We start from the raw sequence: 21388 nt of genomic DNA on the forward strand, positions 1-21388 counted from the left end.
ATATATCGCTCCATCGCGAATCGAAGATATATACTGCCGGGCACCGTGACCCCGGAACCCTTGCGATGCCGTCGATCAGCTTCGAATTCTTTCCGCCCAAGACCGACGACCAGCGCGCGCAGCTCGACCGCGCGGCGCAGGCGCTGAAGGCGCACCGACCCGAATACGCCTCGGTCACCTTCGGCGCCGGCGGTTCCACGCTGAGCTACACCGGCGACACGGTGGCGCGGCTGCATACGCAGCACGGGCTCAACGTGGCGCCGCACCTGTCGTGCATGGGCGGCACCCGGGCGGAGATCGCCGCGCTGCTCGACGGCTACCGCGCGGCGGGCTATCGGCGCATCGTGGCGTTGCGCGGCGACATGCCCTCGGGCATGGCCACGGCGGGCGACTTCCGCTACGCCGCCGAACTGGTGGCCTTCATCCGCCGGCACTGCGGCGACCATTTCCACATCGAGGTGGCGGCCTACCCGGAGACGCATCCGCAGGCCGACGACGCGCTGCGCGACCTCATGCACTTCAAGGCCAAGATCGACGCCGGCGCCAACGGCGCGATCACCCAGTATTTCTTCAACCCGGATGCGTATTTCCGCTTCGTCGACGACGTGCGCAAACTTGGCGTGAACGTGCCGATCGTGCCGGGCATCATGCCGATCTCCAACTACAGCCAGCTCAGGCGCTTCTCGGAAATGTGCGGCGCGGAAATCCCCCGCTGGATCGCCAAGCGCATGCAGGCCCACGGCGACGATGCGGATGCGGTGCGTGAGCTCGGCGCCGAGGTGGTGGCGCAACTGTGCCGTCGCCTGCTCGACGGCGGCGCGCCGGGGCTGCACTTCTACACGCTCAACCGCGCCCGCGCCACGCAGGCGGTGTTGCAGCAGCTGGCCTGAAACCACCACCGCGCACAACCTCCCGCAGGAGCCCGCTGGCGGGCGATGCCTTTGAGGCGGGGATTTGCAAGCAAGAGCATCGCCCGCCAGCAGGCTCCTGCGATGGTGATGCGCCAACGGGAAGTCGTTCGTGGCGCCGCGGGACGGCTATGCTGACCGGATGTTGCGCCTGGTCGCCCTGCTCAGCCTGGCCTTGCTTGCGTGCGCCGCCCCCGCGGCGGCGCAGACGCCGATCCATCGTTGCATCGGCGCCAACGGCGGCGCGGTGTTCACCGACCAGCCGTGCGCCGCGCTGCGCGCCACGCCGGTCAACCCCGCGACGCCCACCGATACCCCCGCGCCGAGCGGGCCGCCGCCGGTGCTGTGTGCCGCCAACATCGAGGAGCTGCGCCAGAGCGTGATCGATGCGTTCGCGCGGCGCGACAGCGTCCGCATGGGCGGGCTGATCCTGTGGGACGGTTACGGCCGCGGTGCGGCGATCGCCGACATCCGCGCGCTGACCACGCTGATGGAACAACCGCTGCTGCAGGTCGACCTGCCCGCTCCCGCGGCATCCGCCGCGGCGCTGCCGGACAACTGGCCGCCCCTCGCCGGCGACCCTGCTCCAGCGGCAACCGTCGCGCCCGATCAACTGGTGCTGCACACCGCCGGCGCCGACGGCGCGGGTTCCACGTGGCGTTTCGACATCGTGCGCCAGGCCGGCTGCCTGTGGCTGCGCAACGCGCCGTAAACGCCGCCCCCGCAGCGACGCGCTATCATGTGCAGTCTTCATGGAGAACCGAACATGGCGCAGCAGTACCCCGAATGGATCTGGCAGAACGGCCACATCAAGCCGTGGGCCGAAGCCACTACCCACGTGATGTCGCACGCGCTGCATTACGGTTCGTCGGTGTTCGAAGGCATCCGCAGTTACGCCACGCCCGACGGCGCGGCGATCTTCCGCCTCACCGACCACCTGAACCGGCTGTTCCTGTCGGCCAAGATCTACGACATGCAGCTGCCGCACTCGTTCGAGGAGCTGGCCGCCGCCTGCCGCGAGGTGATCCGCAAGAACGGGCTCGGCGCGTCCTACCTGCGCCCGGTGGCGTATCGCGGCCTGGGCGGCTTCGGCCTGTCCGCCGAAACGCCGATCGACATGGCCGTGGCCGCCTGGCCGATGGGCCCGTACCTCGGGCCGGAAGCGCTGCAGAACGGCATCGACGCCTGCGTGTCGAGCTGGCAGCGCTTCGCCCCGAACACCATCCCGGCCGGCGCCAAGGCCGGCGGCAATTATCTTTCCGGCCAGCTGATCGCGCGCGAGGCGCGCCGGCTCGGCTTCGGCGAAGGCATCGCGCTCTCCTCCAGCGGCCTGCTCAGCGAAGGCGCCGGCGAGAACCTGTTCCTGGTCTTCGACGGCGTGCTGCACACCACGCCGGCCAGCGCCTCGATCCTTGCCGGCATCACCCGCGACACGCTCAAGACGCTGGCCCGCGAGGACGGCATCGAGGTGGTCGAGCGCGACATCCCGCGCGAGTACCTGTACCTGGCCGACGAGGTGCTGATGTGCGGCACCGCCGCCGAGATCACCCCGATCCGCTCGGTCGACGGCAAGCAGGTCGGCGCCGGCAAGGCCGGTCGCGTCACGCTGCGCCTGCAGGAGCTGTTCTTCGGCCTGTTCGACGGCCGCACCCACGACAAGTGGGGCTGGCTGGAACAGGTCTGAGGGAAGCCCCTCTCCCCGTGGGAGAGGGGTTGGGGAGAGGGTACGGGCGGAGCGCGCTGCGGCAGCGTTCCTTGTGGTATTCAACGCGGCGCCCCGCACCCTCATCCGGCGCTGCGCGCCATCTTCTCCCGAAGGGAGAAGGGATCTTCGGCTCGCACCTCCCAAACGGGCCTGATACGAAAAACCCGCCTTCCGGCGGGTTTTCTTGGTTCACATCAGGTTGCGGCCGTGGAACAGTTCCTCGATCTCGCGCCGGAGCAGCGACTCGATCCGCTGGCGTTCCTTGAACGACAGGTCGTCCGCGTGCGACTCGAACAGGTAGGTGTCCAGGTCGAAGTCCTTGATGTGCATCTTGGTGTGGAACATGTTCTCCTGGTACACGTTGACGTCGAACATCTCGTACTTCTGCCGGATGTGCCGCGCCAGGTAGTCCTGCACCGAATTGATCTTGTGGTCGATGAAGTGCTTCTTGCCCTTCACGTCGCGGGTGAAGCCGCGCACGCGGTAGTCGCACACCACGATGTCCGACTCGAAGCTGTCGATCAGGTAGTTCAGCGCCTTCAGCGGCGAGATCACGCCGCAGGTGGCCACGTCGATGTCCGCGCGGAAGGTGGCGATGCCGTTGTGCGGATGCGTCTCCGGATAGGTGTGGACGGTGATGTGGCTCTTGTCCATGTGCGCCACCACCGCGCCGGCGATCGAATCACGGCCGAGCTTCTCCACCACCGGTTCCTCGGAAATGAGGATGGTCACCGACGCGCCCTGCGGATCGTAGTCCTGGCGCGCGATGTTGAGGATGTTCGCGCCGATGATCTCGGCCACGTCGGTGAGGATCTGGGTCAGGCGGTCGGCGTCGTACTGCTCGTCGATGTATTCGATGTAGCGCTGGCGCTGCTCTTCGGACACCGCATAGCAGATGTCGTAGATGTTGAAACTCAGCGCCTTGGTCAGGTTGTTGAAACCCTGCAGGCGAAGACGGGGAAGCGGTTTGACCACGAGCGACTCTCCATGGGCCATGGCGGCCGGCTGTAGAGGCGGGTTAGCGACAAGGGTCCCCGCGATTGGTGTGAAGCACAGGCTGGTGCCTGCGACCCTTGGTTGGTGGCATGCTCTCGACGTTGCCGCTGTCGAAAGACCGCGAAGTATGCGGCAAACGCGTCAGGAAATGAACCTGCAGCCAATCGGCATGTTTGCCATAATGCGGGGCAAGCTGACGTGATTGCGGTCACGCTTGCCGCGGAGGCGACAAGCGCCGCAGAACCTTGCCTGACCTGAGGAGTCGACGTGGCCCCACACCTGAAATACCAGTTGCAACAGGCCTTCGAACGCTCGCAGGCCCCACTGGGCTTCGCCCCCGACCCCGCCTCGATGGAGCGCTTCCTGGCGCTCTGCCACCGCCGGCGCTACCCGGGCAAGACCGCGATCATCCGTCCCGGCGATCCGGCCAACACGCTGTACTACGTGGTCGAGGGTTCGCTGGCGGTATGCACCGAGGACGAGCAGGGCCGCGAATTGATCCTCGCCTACATCAGCCGCGGCCAGTTCATCGGCGAGATGGGCCTGTTCGTGGAGCAGGCCCAGCGCGAGTCGGTGGTGCGCTCGCGCACGCCGTGCGAGATGGCCGAGGTCAGCTACGAGCGGCTGTTCCAGCTGATGGAAGGCCCGCTGCGCGAGGAGTGCCCCAAGATCCTGTTCGCGATCGGTGCCCAACTCACCAATCGCCTGCTGCGCACCTCGCGCCAGGTCAGCCGCATGGCGTTCATGGACGTCACCAACCGCATCTCGCGCACCCTGCTCGACCTGTGCGACGAGCCCGACGCGATGACCCACCCGGACGGCACGCAGATCCGCATCTCGCGCCAGGAAGTGAGCCGCATCGTGGGCTGCTCGCGCGAGATGGTCGGCCGCGTGCTCAAGCAGCTCGAAGAGCAGCGCATGATCGACGTCTCCGGCAAGACCATCGTGATCCGCGGCACCCGCTGACCACGCCCGGCCGGCACCGCCACCGGTTCGCCTGAACCGGGTTTTTACGGCCGCCAGTCGAGCATGGTCTCCCGCCCCGGCTGCGAGACGGCGTTTGGACTTCGCACAGTTCTTTCTCTTCGTCGGCGTCGGCCTGCTCGCCCAGGTGGTGGACGGCGCGCTGGGCATGGCCTACGGGCTGGTGTCCAACTCGATCCTGCTGGCGCTGGGGCTGCCACCGGCGGTCGCCAGCGCCACCGTGCACACCGCCGAGATCGCCACCACCTGCGCCTCCGGCGCCTCGCATGCCTGGTTCGGCAACGTGCGCTGGCCGCTGTTCTGGCAGCTGGCGATACCCGGCGCGATCGGTGGCGTGCTCGGTGCCACCTTCCTGGCCAGCGTGCCCGGCGAGACGATCCGCCCGTTCATCAACGCCTACCTGCTGATCCTCGGCGCGATGGTCCTGCTGCGCGCGTTCGGCAAGCGGCTGAGCCGGCACCGGGTGCAGCACACCGGCGTGCTGGGTTTCTTCGCCGGCCTGCTCGACGCGATCGGCGGCGGCGGCTGGGGACCGCTGGCCACCAGCACCCTGATCGCCCGCGGCGGTGGCGTGCGCAGCACGATCGGCTCGGTGAACGCCGCGGAGTTCGTGGTGGCCACCTCGATCTCCGCGACCCTGGCGTGGCACGTCGGCGTCGGCCACTGGCCGATCGTGCTCGGCCTGCTCACCGGCGGCGTGCTGGCCGCGCCGTTTGCCGCGTGGCTCGTGCGCCACCTGCCCGAACGCGCGGTGATGGCCGCGGTGGGCACCTTGATCGTGGCGATCAGCCTGGTGCAGCTGCTGCACGCGTAGGGCGGGCACCGCCCGCCATGTTTCATCCCATTGAGCACGAGCCGGCGGGCGGTGCCCGCCCTACGCGCGCCGAACTCCGGCCTTCACAACCACTCGACGCGGGTCAGCGTGCGGCCGAGTGCCTTCTCCACCTTCTTGCACAGTTTCGGCGTGCCGTTGACCAGCACCGCCTCGGCAGCCTGCTTGAGCATCGCCACGTCGTGCATCGAATCGCCGTAGGCCACCTGCCACGCCGCAACGCCGTGCTCGGCCAGCGACTGCACCTTGCGCCGGCCCACGTTGTGCCGGCGCAGGCGCATGCCCAGCCAGCCGGGGCGCAGCTGCGAGGCGACCACTTCCACGCCGGCCAGCCCCAGTTCGCGCAGGATGCCGGTCGCCAGCGTCTCTTCGCAGCCGGTCACCACGATTACCCGATCGCCTTGCGCCTGATGCCGGCGCAGCCGGCTCAGTCCTTCGCGGCAGAATTGCTTCGGGCGTCGCGCCAGCACGCCAGCGAAGGCATCGGCGGCCACCCGGTATCGCGGCTCGCGCAGGCCCAGCAAGGCGATCCGCACCAGCAGGTACAGCGGCAGGCGGCGCGACAGCGGCCACGTCAGCAGCAACAACGGCGAGGCCAGCAAGGCCACGCCCTTGCGCCATGCCGAGCCGGCATAGCGGCTGCGCACGAACAGGGCGAAGGAATCGCCGTGGATCAGCACCCCATCGAAGTCGAACAGCACCACGCGCGGCGTGTTCTCGCACGGCGCGGCGACCGCGTCATCCCCCGGCGCGGCCGTGGCAGGTTCGACGGGGGCGCTCATGCGTTGGCGAACAACCGTCGCAGTTCGCGGCCCGGGTCCTCGGCGCGCATGAACGCCTCGCCGACCAGGAACGCCTGCACGCCGCCCGCGCGCAGGCGAGCCACGTCTTCGGGCGTGTGGATGCCGGATTCGGCAACCAGCACGCGGTCGTATTCGATCAGTTCCTGCAGCGCCAGCGAGGTTTCCAGCGCGGTCTCGAAATTGCGCAGGTTGCGGTTGTTGACGCCGATCAGCGGCACCGGCAGCGCCAGCGCGCGCTCCATCTCGTCCTCGTCGTGCACTTCGCACAGCACGTCCAGGTCGAGCTCGGCGGCGAGCAGCGCCAGCGGCAGCAGCTCGTCGTCGTCCAGCGCGGAGACGATCAGCAGGATGCAGTCGGCGCCGATCGCGCGCGCCTCGTGCACCTGGTAGGGGTCGATGATGAAATCCTTGCGCAGCAGCGGCAGCGAACAGGCCTTGCGCGCCTGCTGCAGGAACGCCTCGCTGCCCTGGAAGAAATCGGCGTCGGTGAGCACCGACAGGCAGGCCGCGCCGGCCTTCTCGTAACTGCGCGCGATCGCGGCGGGATCGAAATCGGCGCGGATCACGCCCTTGCTGGGGCTGGCCTTCTTCACCTCGGCGATCACCGCGGGCAAGCCAGCCTCGATCTTCGCCTCGATGGCAGCGGCGAAGCCGCGCGTGTCCGGCAGGTCGGCGATGCGCGCGCTCAGCTCGGCCAGCGGGACCTTGCTGCGGCGCTCGGCGACTTCTTCGGCCTTGCGCGCCAGGATGCGATTGAGGATGTCGGTCATGGCATCTCGCTCGGGTGGGGTGACGGGTGCATCGTAGTCGGCCGCGACGCGCGGTGTAACCGCACCGTGTTTACGGGACTCCCGCCAGGCGCCGCGTGGCGGCCACGAAGGCCTGCATTTTCGCATGCGCGGCGCCACTGGCGATCGCCGCACGGGCGCGTTCGATGCCGGCGCCGATGTCCTCGACCACGTCGGCAGCATACAAGGCCGCGCCGGCGTTCAGGCACACGATGTCGTGCGGCACGCCGGGTTCGCCGTGCAGCGCACCCAGCAGCATCGCCTTCGATTCGCCGGCGTCCTCCACCCGCAGGTTGCGGCTGGAGGCCATCGCCAGGCCGAAATCCTCCGGCTCCACCTCGTACTCGCGCACCACGCCGTCGCGCAGTTCGCCGACCATGGTGGCCGCGCCCAGCGAAATCTCGTCCATGCCGTCGCGGCCCCACACCACCAGCGCCCTGCGCGCGCCCAGCGCCTGCAGCACGCGGATCTGGATGCCGACCAGGTCCGGGTGGAACACGCCCATCAGGATGTTCGGCGCGCCGGCCGGGTTGGTCAGCGGGCCGAGGATGTTGAACAGCGTGCGCACGCCCATCTCGCCGCGCACCGGCGCCACCACCTTCATCGCCGGATGGTGGTTGGGCGCGAACATGAAGCCGATGCCGGTCTCGGCCAGGCACGCGGCGACCTGCGCCGGCGCCAGGTCGATCGACGCGCCCAGCGCCTCCAGCACGTCGGCGCTGCCGGACTTCGACGACACGCTGCGCCCGCCGTGCTTGGCGATGCGCGCACCGGCCGCCGCGGCCACGAACATCGACGCGGTGGAAATGTTGAAGCTGCACGCGCCGTCGCCGCCGGTGCCGACGATGTCGAGCAGGTGCGCATCGTCGCCGATCACCGGCACCGGCGCGGCCAGCTCGCGCATCACCCGCGCCGCGCCGGTGATCTCGCCCACGGTTTCCTTTTTCACGCGCAGGCCGGTGATGATCGCCGCGGTCATCAGCGGGCTCACCTCGCCGCGCATGATCTGGCGCATCAGCGAGATCATCTCGTCGTGGAAGATCTCGCGGTGCTCGATCGTGCGCTGCAGCGCTTCCTGCGGCGTGATGCCGACCATGCTCATGCCGCCAGCTTCCGCCGCGGCAGGCCGAGGAAGTTGGCCAGCAGGTCGTGGCCGTGCCGGGTCAGGATCGATTCGGGATGGAACTGCACGCCCTCCACCGGCAGGGTCTTGTGGCGCAGGCCCATGATCTCGTCGATCGAGCCGTCCGGATTTTCCGTCCACGCGGTGACTTCCAGGCAATCCGGCAGCGAGGACTGCTCCACCACCAGCGAGTGGTAGCGCGTGGCCTCGAACGGATTGGGCAGGCCGGCGAACACGCCCTGGCCGCGATGGATCATCGGCGAGGTCTTGCCGTGCATGATCTTCTTCGCGCGAATCACCTTGCCGCCGAACGCCTGGCCGATCGCCTGGTGGCCCAGGCATACCCCGAACACCGGGATCTCCCCGGCCAGCTCGCGCAGCACGTCCAGCGACACGCCTGCATCGTCCGGCGTGCCCGGCCCCGGGGAAATCATGATGTGCGAGGGCTTCAGCGCGCGGATGCCGGCCACGGTGAGCGCATTGTTGCGCACCACCCTCACCTCCTGGCCCAGCTCGCCCAGGTACTGCACGAGGTTGAAGGTGAAGCTGTCGTAGTTGTCGATCATCAGCAGCATAAACGACGTATCCATCTGTTTTTCAAAGGTTGCCAGACGGAATATTAGTCCCGATACCCGCATGGATACCCGCAATTTCGTTGGGTACCTTGCATGGGCGTCCGAACCACGCCGGCAAGCCATTTTGGCACGTATCCACAGGCTGCCAAATAACGCCAGAGACCTCCGTAATGCCCAGAGCCACGGGGCGATCTGTCGCAGTCAGATCGCGCCTCGAATGAAGTTGCGCCAGAACTGGCTAGACTTGGCAAGCTGAAGCCTACAGGGGGCAGAGCTGCACCATGACCGCAAGCGACGGAGAAATCCTCACGCTCGATGAGGTGGCCGCCTATTTGAAGGCCGGCAAGCGCACGGTGTATCGGTTCGCGCAGAACGGCGATCTCCCGGCCTTCAAGCTCGGCGGCACCTGGCGCTTCCGTCGCTCCGAGCTAGAGAGCTGGATCGACGCCAACAGCAACCAGCACAACTCGACGGGCAAAGGACGCCGCTGATGGAACTCCTCGACAACATCAGCCGCCTGTTCGGCGACGACCTCAAGCAAGCACTCAGGCCAGGCGCCAAGCTCAAGGTCGCCGCCTCCTGCTTTTCAATGTACGCCTACGAAGCATTGAAAGCCGAGCTGGAGCAGATTGAAGAGCTGCAGTTCATCTTCACCGCTCCCACCTTCGTTGCCGACGAAGTCACCGACCAGGTGAAACGCGAACGGCGCGAATTCCACATTCCCAAGCTGGATCGGGAACGCAGCCTCTACGGCAGCGAGTTCGAGATACAACTGCGCAATAAGCTCACTCAGCGCGCCATTGCCCGCGAGTGCGCCGACTGGCTACGCCGCAAGGCGAAGTTCCGCAGCAATCGCAGCAAAGCGCCGATGCAGCAGTTCGCCGGCGTCCAGGACGCCGCAACGGCGACGACCTACATGCCATTGCACGGCTTCACCGCGGTCGATCTCGGCTACCAGCAAGGCAACGCCGTCTCCAACTTCGTCAACAAGATCGGCGAACCCACCTTCGCCACGCAGTATCTGAATCTGTTCGAGCAGATCTGGAACGACGCGGAGAAGCTTGAGGACGTCACGGCGCAAATCTGCCAGCACATCGCCTCCGTGTACCAGGAGAACGCTCCGGAGAGCGTCTACTTCCTGATGCTCTACAACATCTTCAACGAGTTCCTCGACGACCTCGACGAAGACGTGCTGCCCAACGATCGCACGGGCTATCAGGACACGCTGATCTGGAACAAGCTCTTCAACTACCAACGTGATGCCGCCACCGGCATCATCAACAAGCTGGAGACCTACAGCGGCTGCATCCTCGCCGACAGCGTGGGCCTGGGAAAAACCTTCACGGCGCTGGCCGTCATCAAGTATTACGAGCTGCGCAACAAGTCGGTGCTTGTGCTCTGCCCCAAGAAGCTGGCGGACAACTGGCTCAACTACAACCGCAACCTCAAGACCAACCTGTTCGCCAAGGATCGTTTCAGCTACGACGTGCTTTGTCACACCGACCTCAGCCGTACCAGCGGCGAATCCTTCGGCACGCCACTCAACCGCATCAACTGGGGCAACTACGACCTGGTGGTGATCGACGAATCGCACAACTTCCGCAACAACGATGCCGTGAAGGAACGCGAGACCCGCTACCAAAAACTGATGCGCAAGGTGATCCGCGAGGGCGTCAAGACCAAGGTGCTGATGCTCTCGGCCACGCCCGTCAACAACCGCTTCAACGACCTGCGCAACCAGCTGGCGTTGGCCTACGAAGGCGACTCGGAGAACCTCAACAAGAAGCTTCGCACCAGCAAATCAGTCGAAGAGGTATTCCGCAACGCGCAGCGGGCTTTCAACACCTGGTCGCAGCTTCCGCCGGAGCAGCGCACGCCGCGTGCCATCCTCGACGCGCTGGACTTCGATTTCTTCGAGCTCTTGGACAGCGTCACCATCGCGCGCTCGCGCAAGCACATCCAGACGTTCTACGACACCCGCGATATCGGCCCCTTCCCGGAACGCCGCAAGCCGCTGTCGTTCCACTGCCCGCTGACCACGCGGGCGGACGTCATGAGCTTCAACGAGATTTTCGAACAGCTTGCCAAGCTCAATCTCGCGATCTACGCGCCACTCAGTTACATCCTTCCCAGTCGCATCAAGAAGTACGAGGACATGTACGACACCCAGGTAGCGGGTGGAGGCGGCGCGTTGCGCCAAATAGACCGCGAGCAAAGCCTGAAGAAGCTGCTCACCGTCAATCTGCTCAAACGCCTGGAAAGCTCGGTCGCCGCCTTCCGGCTGACCTTGAAGATGCTGCAAGGCAACCACCAGTACACGCTCGGCAAAGTCGAAGCCTTCGGAACAAACGGCGGCAAAGGCAGCGTCACCGATCACACGGCGGCACTCGACAGCCTGGATGCGGAAGACGACGACTGGTTGGATGCTGGCAGCAACGACTTCAACGTAGGCGGCAAGATCAAGATCGACCTGGCCGACATGGACCTGCCCCGCTGGCAGTTCGACCTTGAGCGCGATCGCGACGTGATCGCCACGCTCTTCGCCGAGATGGAGAAGATCACGCCAGCGGATGACGTGAAGCTCCAACACCTGAAGGCGCTGGTACAAGGCAAGATCACCCAGCCGATCAACCCCGGCAACAAGAAGGTGTTGATCTTCACTGCCTTCGCGGACACTGCCGACTACCTTTACGCCAACCTGGCACCCGAGCTATGGGCCAATCACGGCCTGCACAGTGCCGAGGTGACCGGCAGCACGCGGCCCAAGTCCACGCTTGCCACGAAGTACGACTTCCAGGAACTGCTGACGCTGTTCTCGCCACGGGCGAAGGAAAAAGCCGTGGTATTGCCGCAGGAGCCGGCAGAAATCGACCTTCTCATCGGCACCGACTGCATTTCCGAAGGCCAGAACCTGCAGGACTGTGACTACCTGGTCAACTACGACATCCATTGGAACCCGGTGCGCATCATCCAACGCTTCGGCCGCATCGACCGCATCGGCTCGCCGAACAGCAACATCCAATTGGTGAACTACTGGCCCGACATCTCGCTGGACGAATACATCAACCTCAAGAAACGCGTCGAGAGCCGCATGACCATCGTCGACGTCACGGCCACCGGCGACGACAACGTGCTCTCGGCCCAAGCCAACGACGTCGCCTACCGCAAGGAACAACTGCGGCGCCTGCAGGAAGAAGTGATCGAACTGGAAGACCTCAAGGCCGGCGTGTCGATCACTGATCTCGGCCTCAACGACTTCCGCATGGATTTGCTGAACTACGTGAAGGCGCATGGCGATCTGAAGAACGCCCCGAACGGCCTGCATGCCGTGGTACCTGCCAACACCCAGCTTGGCTTGCCGCCCGGCGTGCTCTTCACCCTGCGCAATCGCAATGCGGGAATCAACCTGGAAGCCAACCAACCCCAGCACAACCGCCTGCACCCGTACTACCTGATCTATATCGGGCGCGACGGTAACGTCGTCCACGACCAGACCGAAGTGAAGCGTTTGCTCGACCTGGCTCGCACTGCCTGCAAGGGGAAAGGCGAGCCTTGCCTCCCGCTGTGCGAGCAGTTCAACCGCGGGACGGCAGACGGCCGCAACATGCAGGCCTACTCGGATCTGCTGGGCAAGGCCATCCGCTCGATGATAGCCGTCAAGGAAGAGCGCGACATCGACAGCTTGTTCTCGGTCGGTAAGACCACGGCGCTGACCCAGACCATCGCCGGGCTGGACGACTTCGAGCTGATTGCCTTCCTCGTGGTGCTGGAAGCCGCATGACCCAGCACGCACGCACGGCCCTTTTCGCCTACCCGGTCAAGGCAGCCTTTGGGCGCATAGTTCCCAAGGCCAAGCTCTACGAGCAGGGCAGCGTCGGAACGCGCCTCAAAGGCCTCTTCACCGAGCAGGTCGAACAGATCGTCTGGCAGTACAAGCTGGCGCCCGAGACGATCAATCTGCCAGCGTCGCCCGGCGTGCCGGAGATCCAGGTCTTCAGCGTGCGACTCCGGGCACCCGAGTTGCATCATGACGTTCTCCGCGGCATGGACAGCGCTATCGCGTTCCCGATCATCTTCGAGCTGAACTTCGAGGATCGCATCCAGGTCATCGCAGCCTACAAGCGACCCAGCGAGGCCGACGCTGCCCGTTGGGTATGTTCCGACTACTTCGCCACTGGATGGCTGCCCACAAGCAGCCCACGCAAGGCCATGCCCACCGCACTGAGCTTGGGCAATCTGTACCAGCAGATGCTATCGGCACTGGTCGCCCTTCCAGCCAGGGCAAGCGAGTTGCTGCCCGCATTGGTCGAACGCGCCAGCCAAGTGCAGGCGCTCAGGCATGAGCTGCACAAGGCCGTCTCAAAGCTTGAGAAGGAAAGGCAGTTCAATCGTAGGGTAGAGATCAACGCCGCGGTGCGAGAGCTGAAGCACAACCTGAAATTGCTGGAGGGGAACGCGTGAGCGAGGAAAAGATGAACACACCGGCCACGGCGAATGCGTATGCCAACGCCATCCAAGGGCGCAGCGATGGGCAGTTCACAAGCCGCTTCAAGGAACAAGCGCGGCTGATGTTCGCCACCATTCATGGCGCCCCGTTTTTCGCGATCTCGCGCCTGGCCCCGGAACTCAGCAAGAAGGCAACCCTTAGCATCCTGATCGCCGACTCCAATGGTTGGTACTCGCAAGCAGGTGGACGCTGGCTCTCGCTCTACGCCAAGGCAAGACAGCCCGCGCAGAAAGTCGCCATCACGATCTGCGCAAATCGTCACATCGAATACGGCAAGAGCCCCAAGCCCATTCTCTTTCAGCCACCACAGCAAGTGCTACAGAAGGGTTGGGAGAAGCATTTGCTTAGCTTGGACACACCTCCAGACATCACAATCCTGCCCGCCCCCAACGACTTCGCTGGCATCATCGCACTCGCAGAGTCGCTGCGCACGGCCCTCCCGAATCGCAAGGCTCTGATCTCATGTCACTTCCACGCCGAGGCACTCATTATCGGCGCAACATTCAAGGCATACGGTTTCCAAACCAGCGAGACCTTGGGCTTCAACCGCGCTGAAAATCAGCCACAACCTCTGCAGGAGGGAGCTTGGTGGTTATCAGCAACTGCCCCCTCGACGGAGCATGCCGCGCCGCCGGCTGAAGAAGTGATAGACGAACTACGCTTGGCGTACCAATGTCTGCGCGGCCTAATGATCCAGGCAAAAGCCGAAGGCAAGGCATCCGAAGCCGCAGACACCATCGCCACTCGTGCCACGCTTCCGATGGAATACACTGACATCCGTGCGGTCTGTATTCCACCTTTGGGCGGAATCGACTTTGATACTGGGCGCTTCTTCAAGGTAGACGAAAACGCCAAGGAAAAAACCTTCGTTTGGGACACTCTCACGACAAGTTCTGAGCTGTTGGCTCGTGCGCCGACGCAGAACGAGCAGACATCCATCGACGAGGATCGCCTCAATCTGCTGATCTGGATCACGAAGGCCTTGGCCGAGTGCAATGAACCTGAATCAGCGGCGCCTGCGCATGCCGAAACCGCTCATGCCCCCGCAGAAACGTCAGAGAACCCTGACGCCCCCCCCGAGTCAGCGGCACCCCTTGCACCAGCGAACACGGGTGGTGCCGAACAGACTCCTCACACCGGCACCCCATCAAACGGAAGCGCGCCCGCAGCACGGCTGGTACGCCCTCGCCTCTCCCGCCGTGCCGGCACAGTCAATGTGCTGGCTCTTGCTGCACGACTAGGCAGGACCGGGCAGCAGACAGACAAAACGTTCGACTCGACGCGAACACGCATTCTTCGCTGGCTTGGCAACAAAGGGTTCCGGACCACCGACCTCGCGGGAAACAACCACATCGAGTCGCCCGATGGTGAGGTCACCATCGAGAGCGACGGCGAGCGCATTTGGTCGCTTCGGTTCGATGATCGCCGCTCCATGTCACAAGGCGCGATCTGGCGCGTCGAAGCGACGCTCATCAACGATAGTCAACCGGCCTTCGGCCTAAGGCTGATCCAGGTACGCAGCGACGAGGACGCTCCACCTCCGGTTGCCAGTGGCGTGCCGCAAGTCGTCTCCGACCTCGCCAAAGACATTGGCCTGATGGACGCAGGCACTGCCCTGCTCAGCACAGCGACGCATCTGTCCGGAGAGTCGGAGGCGCCCAAGCTTCTTCAGCTCATCCTGAATCCCGAACGCGTCCAGCCAGTGATCGTGATTGTCGGCGACATTGACGCCTCGGCGGAGCGCTTAGCGAAACGCCTGACCGGGGTGGCCCACGTCGTCTGCATTGATGCTGCCGTGTCCCAACAACTCATCCGCCGCCTTGGACGCGAACGCTCGGTATATGGCCATGCTGTTCGACTGTACCGCCCCGGCTTCGCCACCGACGCCGACCCTTATCAGCATCCGGTTTTCCCCCTGAAGAGTCGCCAACTGTCCAAGTGGTTGGTCAACGATCTCTTCGAGGAAGCCTGCGCCATCAGCCTGGAGGCGGAAGACCTGGACGATCGCGTGCCCTCGTTCCAGATCATCCGTCAACATCTCGCCGAGCAGCGTCTGCGCTCGTCTGAAGAACGCTTGGTCATGCTCCGTGAGCAGGCCAACAACGCCGCCGCTTCCAAAGACGAACAGATTAACAAGCTTCAGGCTATCCGCACCGAACTGGAGTCGGCACTGGCAGAGCACCGAGCCAAGGCCACTGAACTTGCTGCACAGGCGGCCGAACTGCAAGAAGAGCTTCGGGCGACACGGCGTGAACGCGACGACGCTCGCGAGGAGTTGCGTCGAAGCCGTTATCAGTTCCACGCCCAATGGAACGAAGAGGAAACACCAGAGTCCGAAGCAGCCAACGAGAGCTACCACCCGGACACGTGGGACGAACTGGAAGAGTGGGTGGATATCTACGGCGACAACAAGCTGGTGCTGTTGCCGTCCGCCGCCAAGGCCGCCCGTGAATCGCCTTTCAAGAACATTCCGCTGGCCTACAAGGCGCTGGAGTACCTCGCGCGCTATTACGTCCCCATGCGTACCCGCGACAAGGACGACTCCGCCCCCTACCAAGCCAGTCAACAGGCCTTGGCCGAGCAGGGGCTGGAGCTTTCTGCGGTGGGTTCCGCGCTGGACGATCATCGCTACAAACAGGACTATCGCCGTCAGTACGAGGGGAAGGACATCTGGCTGGATCAGCACCTGAAGGCCGGCGTCGGCTTCGACCCAGCCTCCCTGTTCCGACTGTACTTCTGGTACGACGCAGACGCTGCCAAAGTGGTCGTTGGTCACCTGCCCACCCACCTGACCAACCGCACGACCCACTCGGGTTGATCGCTCGTCGTCAGTGACGTCAAACAAGCCGCCCTCAGACGCAAGACAACACCAGAAGCTCATGGAACTGAAGCTGACATGAAAATTCAAGCTGTCCGTATCAGGAACTTCCGCACGTTGAAAGACGTGACGATTCCCTTTGACTCCGTCACGACCTTCATTGGGCCCAACGGCGCCGGCAAGTCCACCGTGCTTCGCGCGCTCGATTGGTTCTTCAACGGCAAGCCTGGCTCACTGACGGAGCAGGACTGCTCTTTTGGTGCTACTGGCGAAGACATCGAAGTTCAGGTCACCTTTGCTGACCTCTCGGAAAAGGATCGTGAGGCGCTTGGCAAGTACACGCCGGAAGGAGCAACTACGTTCACCGCATGGAGACGTCGATCACCCGACGGCACAGACGTTCTCTCCGCGAACGCAAAAGGTTTTCCGGATTTCAACGCGATCAAGACGGCAAGCGGCGCCGCAGCGAAGAAGGAGCTATACGCACAGCTTCGGAACAATCACCCAGAGCTGAATCTTCCAGCAGCCAACAGCGGCACAGCCGTTGAACAAGCGATGACGACATGGGAGGCATCTCACACAGATCAGCTTATCGACGCTCCGGAAGCGCTGCAAACCAATTTCTTCGGGTTCAATAGCGGCGGCAAAATGAGCGGCCTCTTCGACTTCGTCTTGGTCACTGCCGACCTTCGCGCAAGCGAAGAATCGGTGGACGGCAAGGCAAGCATCATTGGCCGAATTCTTGAACGTTCGATCGATCGCTCTGCCGCTGACGAGGCAATTGCGGAGATAGTCGCTGAGTCGAGAACAAAGCAACAACGTGTTTATGAAGAGAAGTTCAAGGAGCAACTTGACGTCATCACGACACAGCTCAACGAAGTCGTCACGTCCTACGCCCCGGGCCGAGCTGTCACGGTCTCTCCAGCTGAGCTGGAACTCAAGGCTCCGCGCACGACGTTTGACGTCACTGTGCTGGACGGCGCAACCGAGACGGCAGTGGAACGACAGGGGCATGGCTTTCAACGCACGCTTCTGATCTCCGCCCTCCAGCTCTTAGCGCAGTCTGGTGCTGCTTCCGGGGAGGGCGTCATCTGCCTGGCGATTGAGGAACCGGAACTTTTTCAGCATCCGATCCAAGCGCAAGCGTTTGCGAAGGTACTCAGATCGCTCGCCGAGGACTCCAGCAAGCGCATTCAAGTGACCTACGCGACCCATAGCCCCTATTTCCTTGAGGCTCGACATTTCGACCAGGTCCGGCGACTGACACGATCGCTTGGCGATGCTCCCGTAGTGTCTGTCCACTTCGCCACAGTTGAGGAAGTTAAGACCGCGCTCAGTGGAACGGTGGATGCCGGCCAGATTGAGCGTCAACTTGATGGCATCGTCGCGAGTCGGCTCTCGGCCGCACTATTTTCCGCGCGCGTGCTTCTGGTCGAAGGTGATACGGAAGTAGCCGTGTTTTACGGAATCGGCGACCGAACTTCCGTGGGATGCCTCGAATCTCAAGGGCTGTCAATCGTTTCAGCTGGGGGCAAGGGAGGGATTCCACTGGCTCACGCCATTCTTACCAGCCTTGGGATTCCAACTTATGCGCTCTTCGACGGAGACAGCAAGTTTGAAGTTCGCGCTAGAGCTGCGGGAAAGAAGCAGCCTGCCATAGAAAGCGAGCGTACAAAATTTTCGACAGAAAACCGTCGATTGTTGAGGTACTTCGGCGAACAGGAGGTTGACTTCCCGCCAGAGCGCGTCGGTGATCGCGCAGCTACATTGAGCGATCATCTTGAGAGCCACCTTGAAGCCAATTGGGCTGAATGGGTTACGTCGTGCTCGGCGATTGAAACCTCTGCCGGCATTGAACTTGCGAAAAATCAGTACGCATACCGAGTCGCGACAATCGAGGCGACAGGAGCTGTTCCAGAGATTCTCAAGAGCATTCTGATGAAAGCTGGGGTCACTAGCCATGCATGAGATCATCTGCCCGCACTGTGGCACGGCATTCAAGATCGATGAAGCACGCTACGCGGACATCCTGAAGCAGGTTCGCGACAAGGAGTTCGACAAGCAGCTGCATGAGCGATTGGAACTGGCCGAGCAAGACAAGCGCAACGCGGTCGAGCTTGCCGAGGCTAAGCTCGCCGGTGAGCTGCAAAAGGAAGCTTCGGCCAAGGATGCCGAGATCAAGGAACTGAAGGCTAAGCTGGATGCCGGTGAGGCTTCACGCAAGCTAGCCGTGACCGAGGCTCTGAGCCCGGTCGAAAAGGAGCGCAACCAACTCGCCAATGAGCTGGCGCAGGCCAAGCGTGATCTGGAGTCCGCGGCCAGGCTGGCCGAAGTGACGCGGGCAAACGCCGTTCAGACAACGGCTGCCGCAAAAGACACCGAAATTCAGGCGCTGCAGGCCAAGCTCGACGCTAGTGAGGTTACCCAACAACTTGCGGTTACCAAGGCCGTCAGCGTCGTCGAGAATGAGCGAAACGCTCTGAAGAGCGGCCTTGAGCGCGCCGAGCTTGAAAAGGACTTGGCCGAAAAGTCCCTGAAGGAAAAGTACGAGACCCAGCTCAAGGATCGCGAGGAGACCATCGAGCGCCTCAAGGACATGAAAGCCAAGCTGTCGACCAAGATGATCGGCGAAAGCCTTGAGCAGCACTGCGAGACCGAGTTCAACCGCATCCGCGCTACCGCCTTCCCGCACGCCTACTTCGAGAAGGACAACGACGCACGCAGCGGCAGCAAGGGTGACTTCATCTTCCGCGATCTGGCCGAAGACGGCACCGAGATCGTCTCCATCATGTTCGAGATGAAGAACGAGAACGACGAGACCGCCAGCAAGAAGAAGAACGAAGATTTCCTGAAGGAGCTCGACAAGGATCGCACGGAGAAGGACTGCGAATATGCCATCCTAGTCTCCTTGCTTGAACCCGAGAGCGAGCTTTACAACACCGGAATCGTCGACGTCTTCCATCGCTACCCGAAAATGTACGTCGTCCGTCCGCAGTTCTTCATCCCCATCATCACACTGCTACGCAACGCGGCCATGAAGTCCCTGGCCTACCGACAGGAACTCGCCCTTGTCCGGACACAAAACCTCGACATCACTCGATTCGAGAAGCAGCTGGACGACTTCAAGGGGGCGTTTGGCAGGAACTGGCGGCTTGCCTCCGATGGTTTCGAGGAAGCCGTCAAGCGGATCGACGAAGCCATCAAGGACCTGGAGAAGACCAAGGAAGCACTCCACAAGTCCGCGAACAATCTGCGGCTTGCAAACGACAAGGCCGAAGATCTGACGATCAAGAAATTGACCCGTGGCAACCCGACGATGGCGGCGAAATTCGCCGAACTGAAAGATCACGATTCTTCTGACGAAGAATGAATCCAAGGAAGCACAAGATGGAAAAGTTGAAGATGCACTCGCCCGACCTCAGCCAGGACAACCTCGCGCGGATACGCGAGATGTTTCCGGGCTGCGTGACCGAGGCACGGGGCGAGGATGGCAGCGTGAAGCTGGCGGTGGACTTTGACCTACTGCGGCAGGAGCTGTCCGGGTCGCTGGTGGAAGGGCCGCAGGAGCGCTACCAACTCGACTGGCCGGGCAAGCGCAAGGCGCTGCTGACGGCCAACGAATCGATTGCCAAGACCTTGCGCCCAATGCGAGATGAAAGCGTGGCCTTCGACACGACCAGGAACCTGTTCATCGAAGGCGACAACCTGGAGGCGCTCAAGTTGTTGCAGGAGACGTATCTGGGCAAGGTGAAGATGATCTACATCGACCCGCCGTATAACACAGGCAATGACTTTATCTACAAGGACGACTTCAGCAGCGACAGCTCGAACTACACGCAGCAATCTGGGCAAACCGATTCCGAGGGTGGACGACTGGTCGCGAACACCGAAGCCAATGGGCGCTTCCATTCGGACTGGTTGAGCATGATTTTTTCGAGGCTGAAGCTTGCGCGCAATCTTCTTCGCGCCGATGGCTCCATCTTCATCTCGATTGACGATAACGAAGTGGACAACCTACGGAAGGTCTGCAACGAGATCTTCGGCGAAGAAAATTTTATCGGCCAAGTAGTCTGGCAACGCTCAAAAAAAGGCGACTCGAAACTCATCGCCAACGTTCACGAGTACGTTCTGTGCTATGTCCGCGACAAGCACGCCGTACTGGCGAGTGGCCCTTGGCGTCGTCCGAAGGAAGGAGCCGATCAGGTCCTCTCCAAGTACGCTGAGTTGAGGGAACAACATAGGAGCGATCACGAGGCTATCCGAGCTGAAATGCTGGCTTGGTACAAGGGTCTCCCGAAGAGCGATCCACGAAAGGCCCACAAGCACTACAACTGGTCGGATGATCGTGGCCTCTACTTTGCCGCAGACTTCGCAGGACCCGACGACGGACGCGAATCCAGACCACGGCATGACATTTTTCATCCCAGCACTGGCAAATCATGCAAGAAGCCATCGACTGGATGGCGGTGGGATGAAGAGAAGACGAAGTGGGCGCTTGCTCAGAATCCGCAACGGATTCACTTTGGCCCTGACGAAACAACGATCCCCAACCGAAAGAGCTACCTGTTCGAAATCGATAGTGAGCCCTACTCGTCCGTGTTCTACAGGGACGGTCGTTCCGCCACCCTTGAGGTCGAAGAGCTTGTCGGTAAAGGCTGGTTTCCGTTTCCGAAGAACACCGATGTCTTGTCTGAATTGATCGAACTGGCCACCAAGCCTAATGACATCATTCTGGATTTCTTTGCTGGCTCCGGCAGCACGGGGCATGCGGTGATGAAGGTGAACATGGCCCATGGCTCTAAGCGGCGGTTCGTGCTTGCTCAGATTCCTGAAGCAACCGGTCGAACTGGGTACAGCACCATTGCCGAGATCACCAAGGAGCGACTGCGCAAGGCCGGAATTAAAGTAGCCGAGAACCGAAACGCTACCGGTCTAGATGTCGGCTTCCGCGTCCTCAAGATTGACAGTTCCAACATGGCCGACGTGTTCTACACCCCCGACGCCGTCACCCAGGAAGGCTTGTTCAATGCTGTCGACAACATCAAACCTGATCGCAGCGCGGAAGACCTGCTGTTCCAGGTGATGCTGGACTGGGGTGTCGACCTTGCCCTACCCGTCGAAAAAAAGGTCATCCAGGGCAAGGACGTCTTGTTCGTGGACGGCAACGCACTAGCTGCCTGCTTCGACCACGACGGCGGCATCGACGATGCCTTCGCCAAGGAGCTGGCCACTCACAAACCTCTACGTGCGGTTTTCCGCGATGCCGGTTTCAAGGACAGCACGGTGAAGATCAACATCGAACAGATCTTCAAGCTGCTTTCGCCCAGCACCGAAGTGAAGTGCCTGTAA

17 protein-coding genes are annotated in these 21388 nt (G+C 62.7%); 12 read left to right on the forward strand and 5 right to left on the reverse strand.

Going from position 1 to position 21388, the window contains the following annotated elements:
* Window positions 1–65 precede the first annotated feature (65 nt).
* From metF to ACVCMI_RS16160, 3 genes are all read left to right on the forward strand, one after another.
* Window positions 66–890, forward strand: a complete 825-nt coding sequence (metF, locus tag ACVCMI_RS16150) for a methylenetetrahydrofolate reductase [NAD(P)H] (RefSeq protein ID WP_447098118.1) — start codon at window positions 66–68, stop codon at window positions 888–890.
* Window positions 891–1050: 160 nt separating this feature from the next.
* The gene (locus ACVCMI_RS16155) at window positions 1051–1620 is read left to right on the forward strand and encodes a DUF4124 domain-containing protein (protein ID WP_447110613.1); all 570 of its coding nucleotides are present in this window, start codon (window positions 1051–1053) and stop codon (window positions 1618–1620) included.
* A gap of 54 nt (window positions 1621–1674) precedes the next feature.
* Window positions 1675–2592: a branched-chain amino acid transaminase gene (locus ACVCMI_RS16160; protein WP_395120145.1), complete on the forward strand. Its 918-nt coding sequence runs from the start codon at window positions 1675–1677 to the stop codon at window positions 2590–2592.
* Between the two features lie 210 nt (window positions 2593–2802).
* Here ACVCMI_RS16160 and speD read toward each other — a convergent pair whose 3' ends face one another.
* Window positions 2803–3588, reverse strand: a complete 786-nt coding sequence (gene speD / locus ACVCMI_RS16165; RefSeq protein ID WP_136258246.1) for an adenosylmethionine decarboxylase — start codon at window positions 3586–3588, stop codon at window positions 2803–2805.
* 372 nt (window positions 3589–3960) lie between these two features.
* Here speD and crp point away from each other — a divergent pair, with 372 nt between their 5' ends.
* On the forward strand, window positions 3961–4575 hold the full coding sequence (gene crp, locus ACVCMI_RS16170) for a cAMP-activated global transcriptional regulator CRP (RefSeq protein ID WP_395136028.1): 615 nt from the start codon (window positions 3961–3963) through the stop codon (window positions 4573–4575).
* Window positions 4576–4669: 94 nt separating this feature from the next.
* A complete protein-coding gene (locus ACVCMI_RS16175) occupies window positions 4670–5407 on the forward strand; it encodes a sulfite exporter TauE/SafE family protein (RefSeq protein ID WP_447098116.1) in 738 nt (245 codons plus the stop codon).
* Between the two features lie 83 nt (window positions 5408–5490).
* On the opposite strand, the gene ACVCMI_RS16180 is transcribed toward ACVCMI_RS16175, so the two are convergent.
* The 4 genes from ACVCMI_RS16180 to ACVCMI_RS16195 all read right to left on the reverse strand — a co-directional run bounded on the left by ACVCMI_RS16180 (window position 5491) and on the right by ACVCMI_RS16195 (window position 8714).
* A complete protein-coding gene (locus tag ACVCMI_RS16180) occupies window positions 5491–6207 on the reverse strand; it encodes an HAD family hydrolase (RefSeq protein ID WP_447098115.1) in 717 nt (238 codons plus the stop codon).
* Window positions 6204–6998 (reverse strand): indole-3-glycerol phosphate synthase TrpC, encoded by a 795-nt coding sequence (gene trpC, locus ACVCMI_RS16185; RefSeq protein WP_395120148.1) that lies wholly within the window; start codon window positions 6996–6998, stop codon window positions 6204–6206. The genes ACVCMI_RS16180 and trpC overlap by 4 nt, the downstream gene beginning before the upstream one ends.
* Window positions 6999–7068: 70 nt before the next feature.
* Complete coding sequence (gene trpD, locus ACVCMI_RS16190; protein WP_447098114.1) at window positions 7069–8118, reverse strand: anthranilate phosphoribosyltransferase; 1050 nt, start codon at window positions 8116–8118, stop codon at window positions 7069–7071.
* Window positions 8115–8714: an anthranilate synthase component II gene (locus ACVCMI_RS16195; RefSeq protein WP_447110630.1), complete on the reverse strand. Its 600-nt coding sequence runs from the start codon at window positions 8712–8714 to the stop codon at window positions 8115–8117. Before ACVCMI_RS16195 ends, trpD begins: the two co-directional genes overlap by 4 nt.
* Window positions 8715–8995: 281 nt before the next feature.
* Between ACVCMI_RS16195 and ACVCMI_RS16200 the strand changes: the two genes are divergently transcribed.
* The 7 genes from ACVCMI_RS16200 (at window position 8996) to ACVCMI_RS16230 (ending at window position 21388) form a co-directional block, all read left to right on the forward strand.
* The gene (locus ACVCMI_RS16200; protein ID WP_447098113.1) at window positions 8996–9205 is read left to right on the forward strand and encodes a helix-turn-helix domain-containing protein; all 210 of its coding nucleotides are present in this window, start codon (window positions 8996–8998) and stop codon (window positions 9203–9205) included.
* On the forward strand, window positions 9205–12495 hold the full coding sequence (locus ACVCMI_RS16205) for a helicase-related protein (protein WP_447098112.1): 3291 nt from the start codon (window positions 9205–9207) through the stop codon (window positions 12493–12495). The genes ACVCMI_RS16200 and ACVCMI_RS16205 overlap by 1 nt, the downstream gene beginning before the upstream one ends.
* The gene (locus ACVCMI_RS16210) at window positions 12492–13175 is read left to right on the forward strand and encodes a DUF4391 domain-containing protein (RefSeq protein WP_447098111.1); all 684 of its coding nucleotides are present in this window, start codon (window positions 12492–12494) and stop codon (window positions 13173–13175) included. Before ACVCMI_RS16205 ends, ACVCMI_RS16210 begins: the two co-directional genes overlap by 4 nt.
* Complete coding sequence (locus ACVCMI_RS16215; RefSeq protein WP_447098110.1) at window positions 13172–16039, forward strand: hypothetical protein; 2868 nt, start codon at window positions 13172–13174, stop codon at window positions 16037–16039. Before ACVCMI_RS16210 ends, ACVCMI_RS16215 begins: the two co-directional genes overlap by 4 nt.
* 78 nt (window positions 16040–16117) lie before the next feature.
* Entirely contained in the window at window positions 16118–18007 is a 1890-nt protein-coding gene (locus ACVCMI_RS16220; protein ID WP_447098109.1) for an ATP-dependent nuclease, read from the forward strand.
* Complete coding sequence (locus tag ACVCMI_RS16225) at window positions 18000–19409, forward strand: DUF2130 domain-containing protein (protein WP_447098108.1); 1410 nt, start codon at window positions 18000–18002, stop codon at window positions 19407–19409. The genes ACVCMI_RS16220 and ACVCMI_RS16225 overlap by 8 nt, the downstream gene beginning before the upstream one ends.
* A 17-nt stretch (window positions 19410–19426) precedes the next feature.
* Window positions 19427–21388: a site-specific DNA-methyltransferase gene (locus ACVCMI_RS16230; protein WP_447098107.1), complete on the forward strand. Its 1962-nt coding sequence runs from the start codon at window positions 19427–19429 to the stop codon at window positions 21386–21388.

This window comes from Rhodanobacter sp. UC4448_H15 (assembly GCF_052978265.1).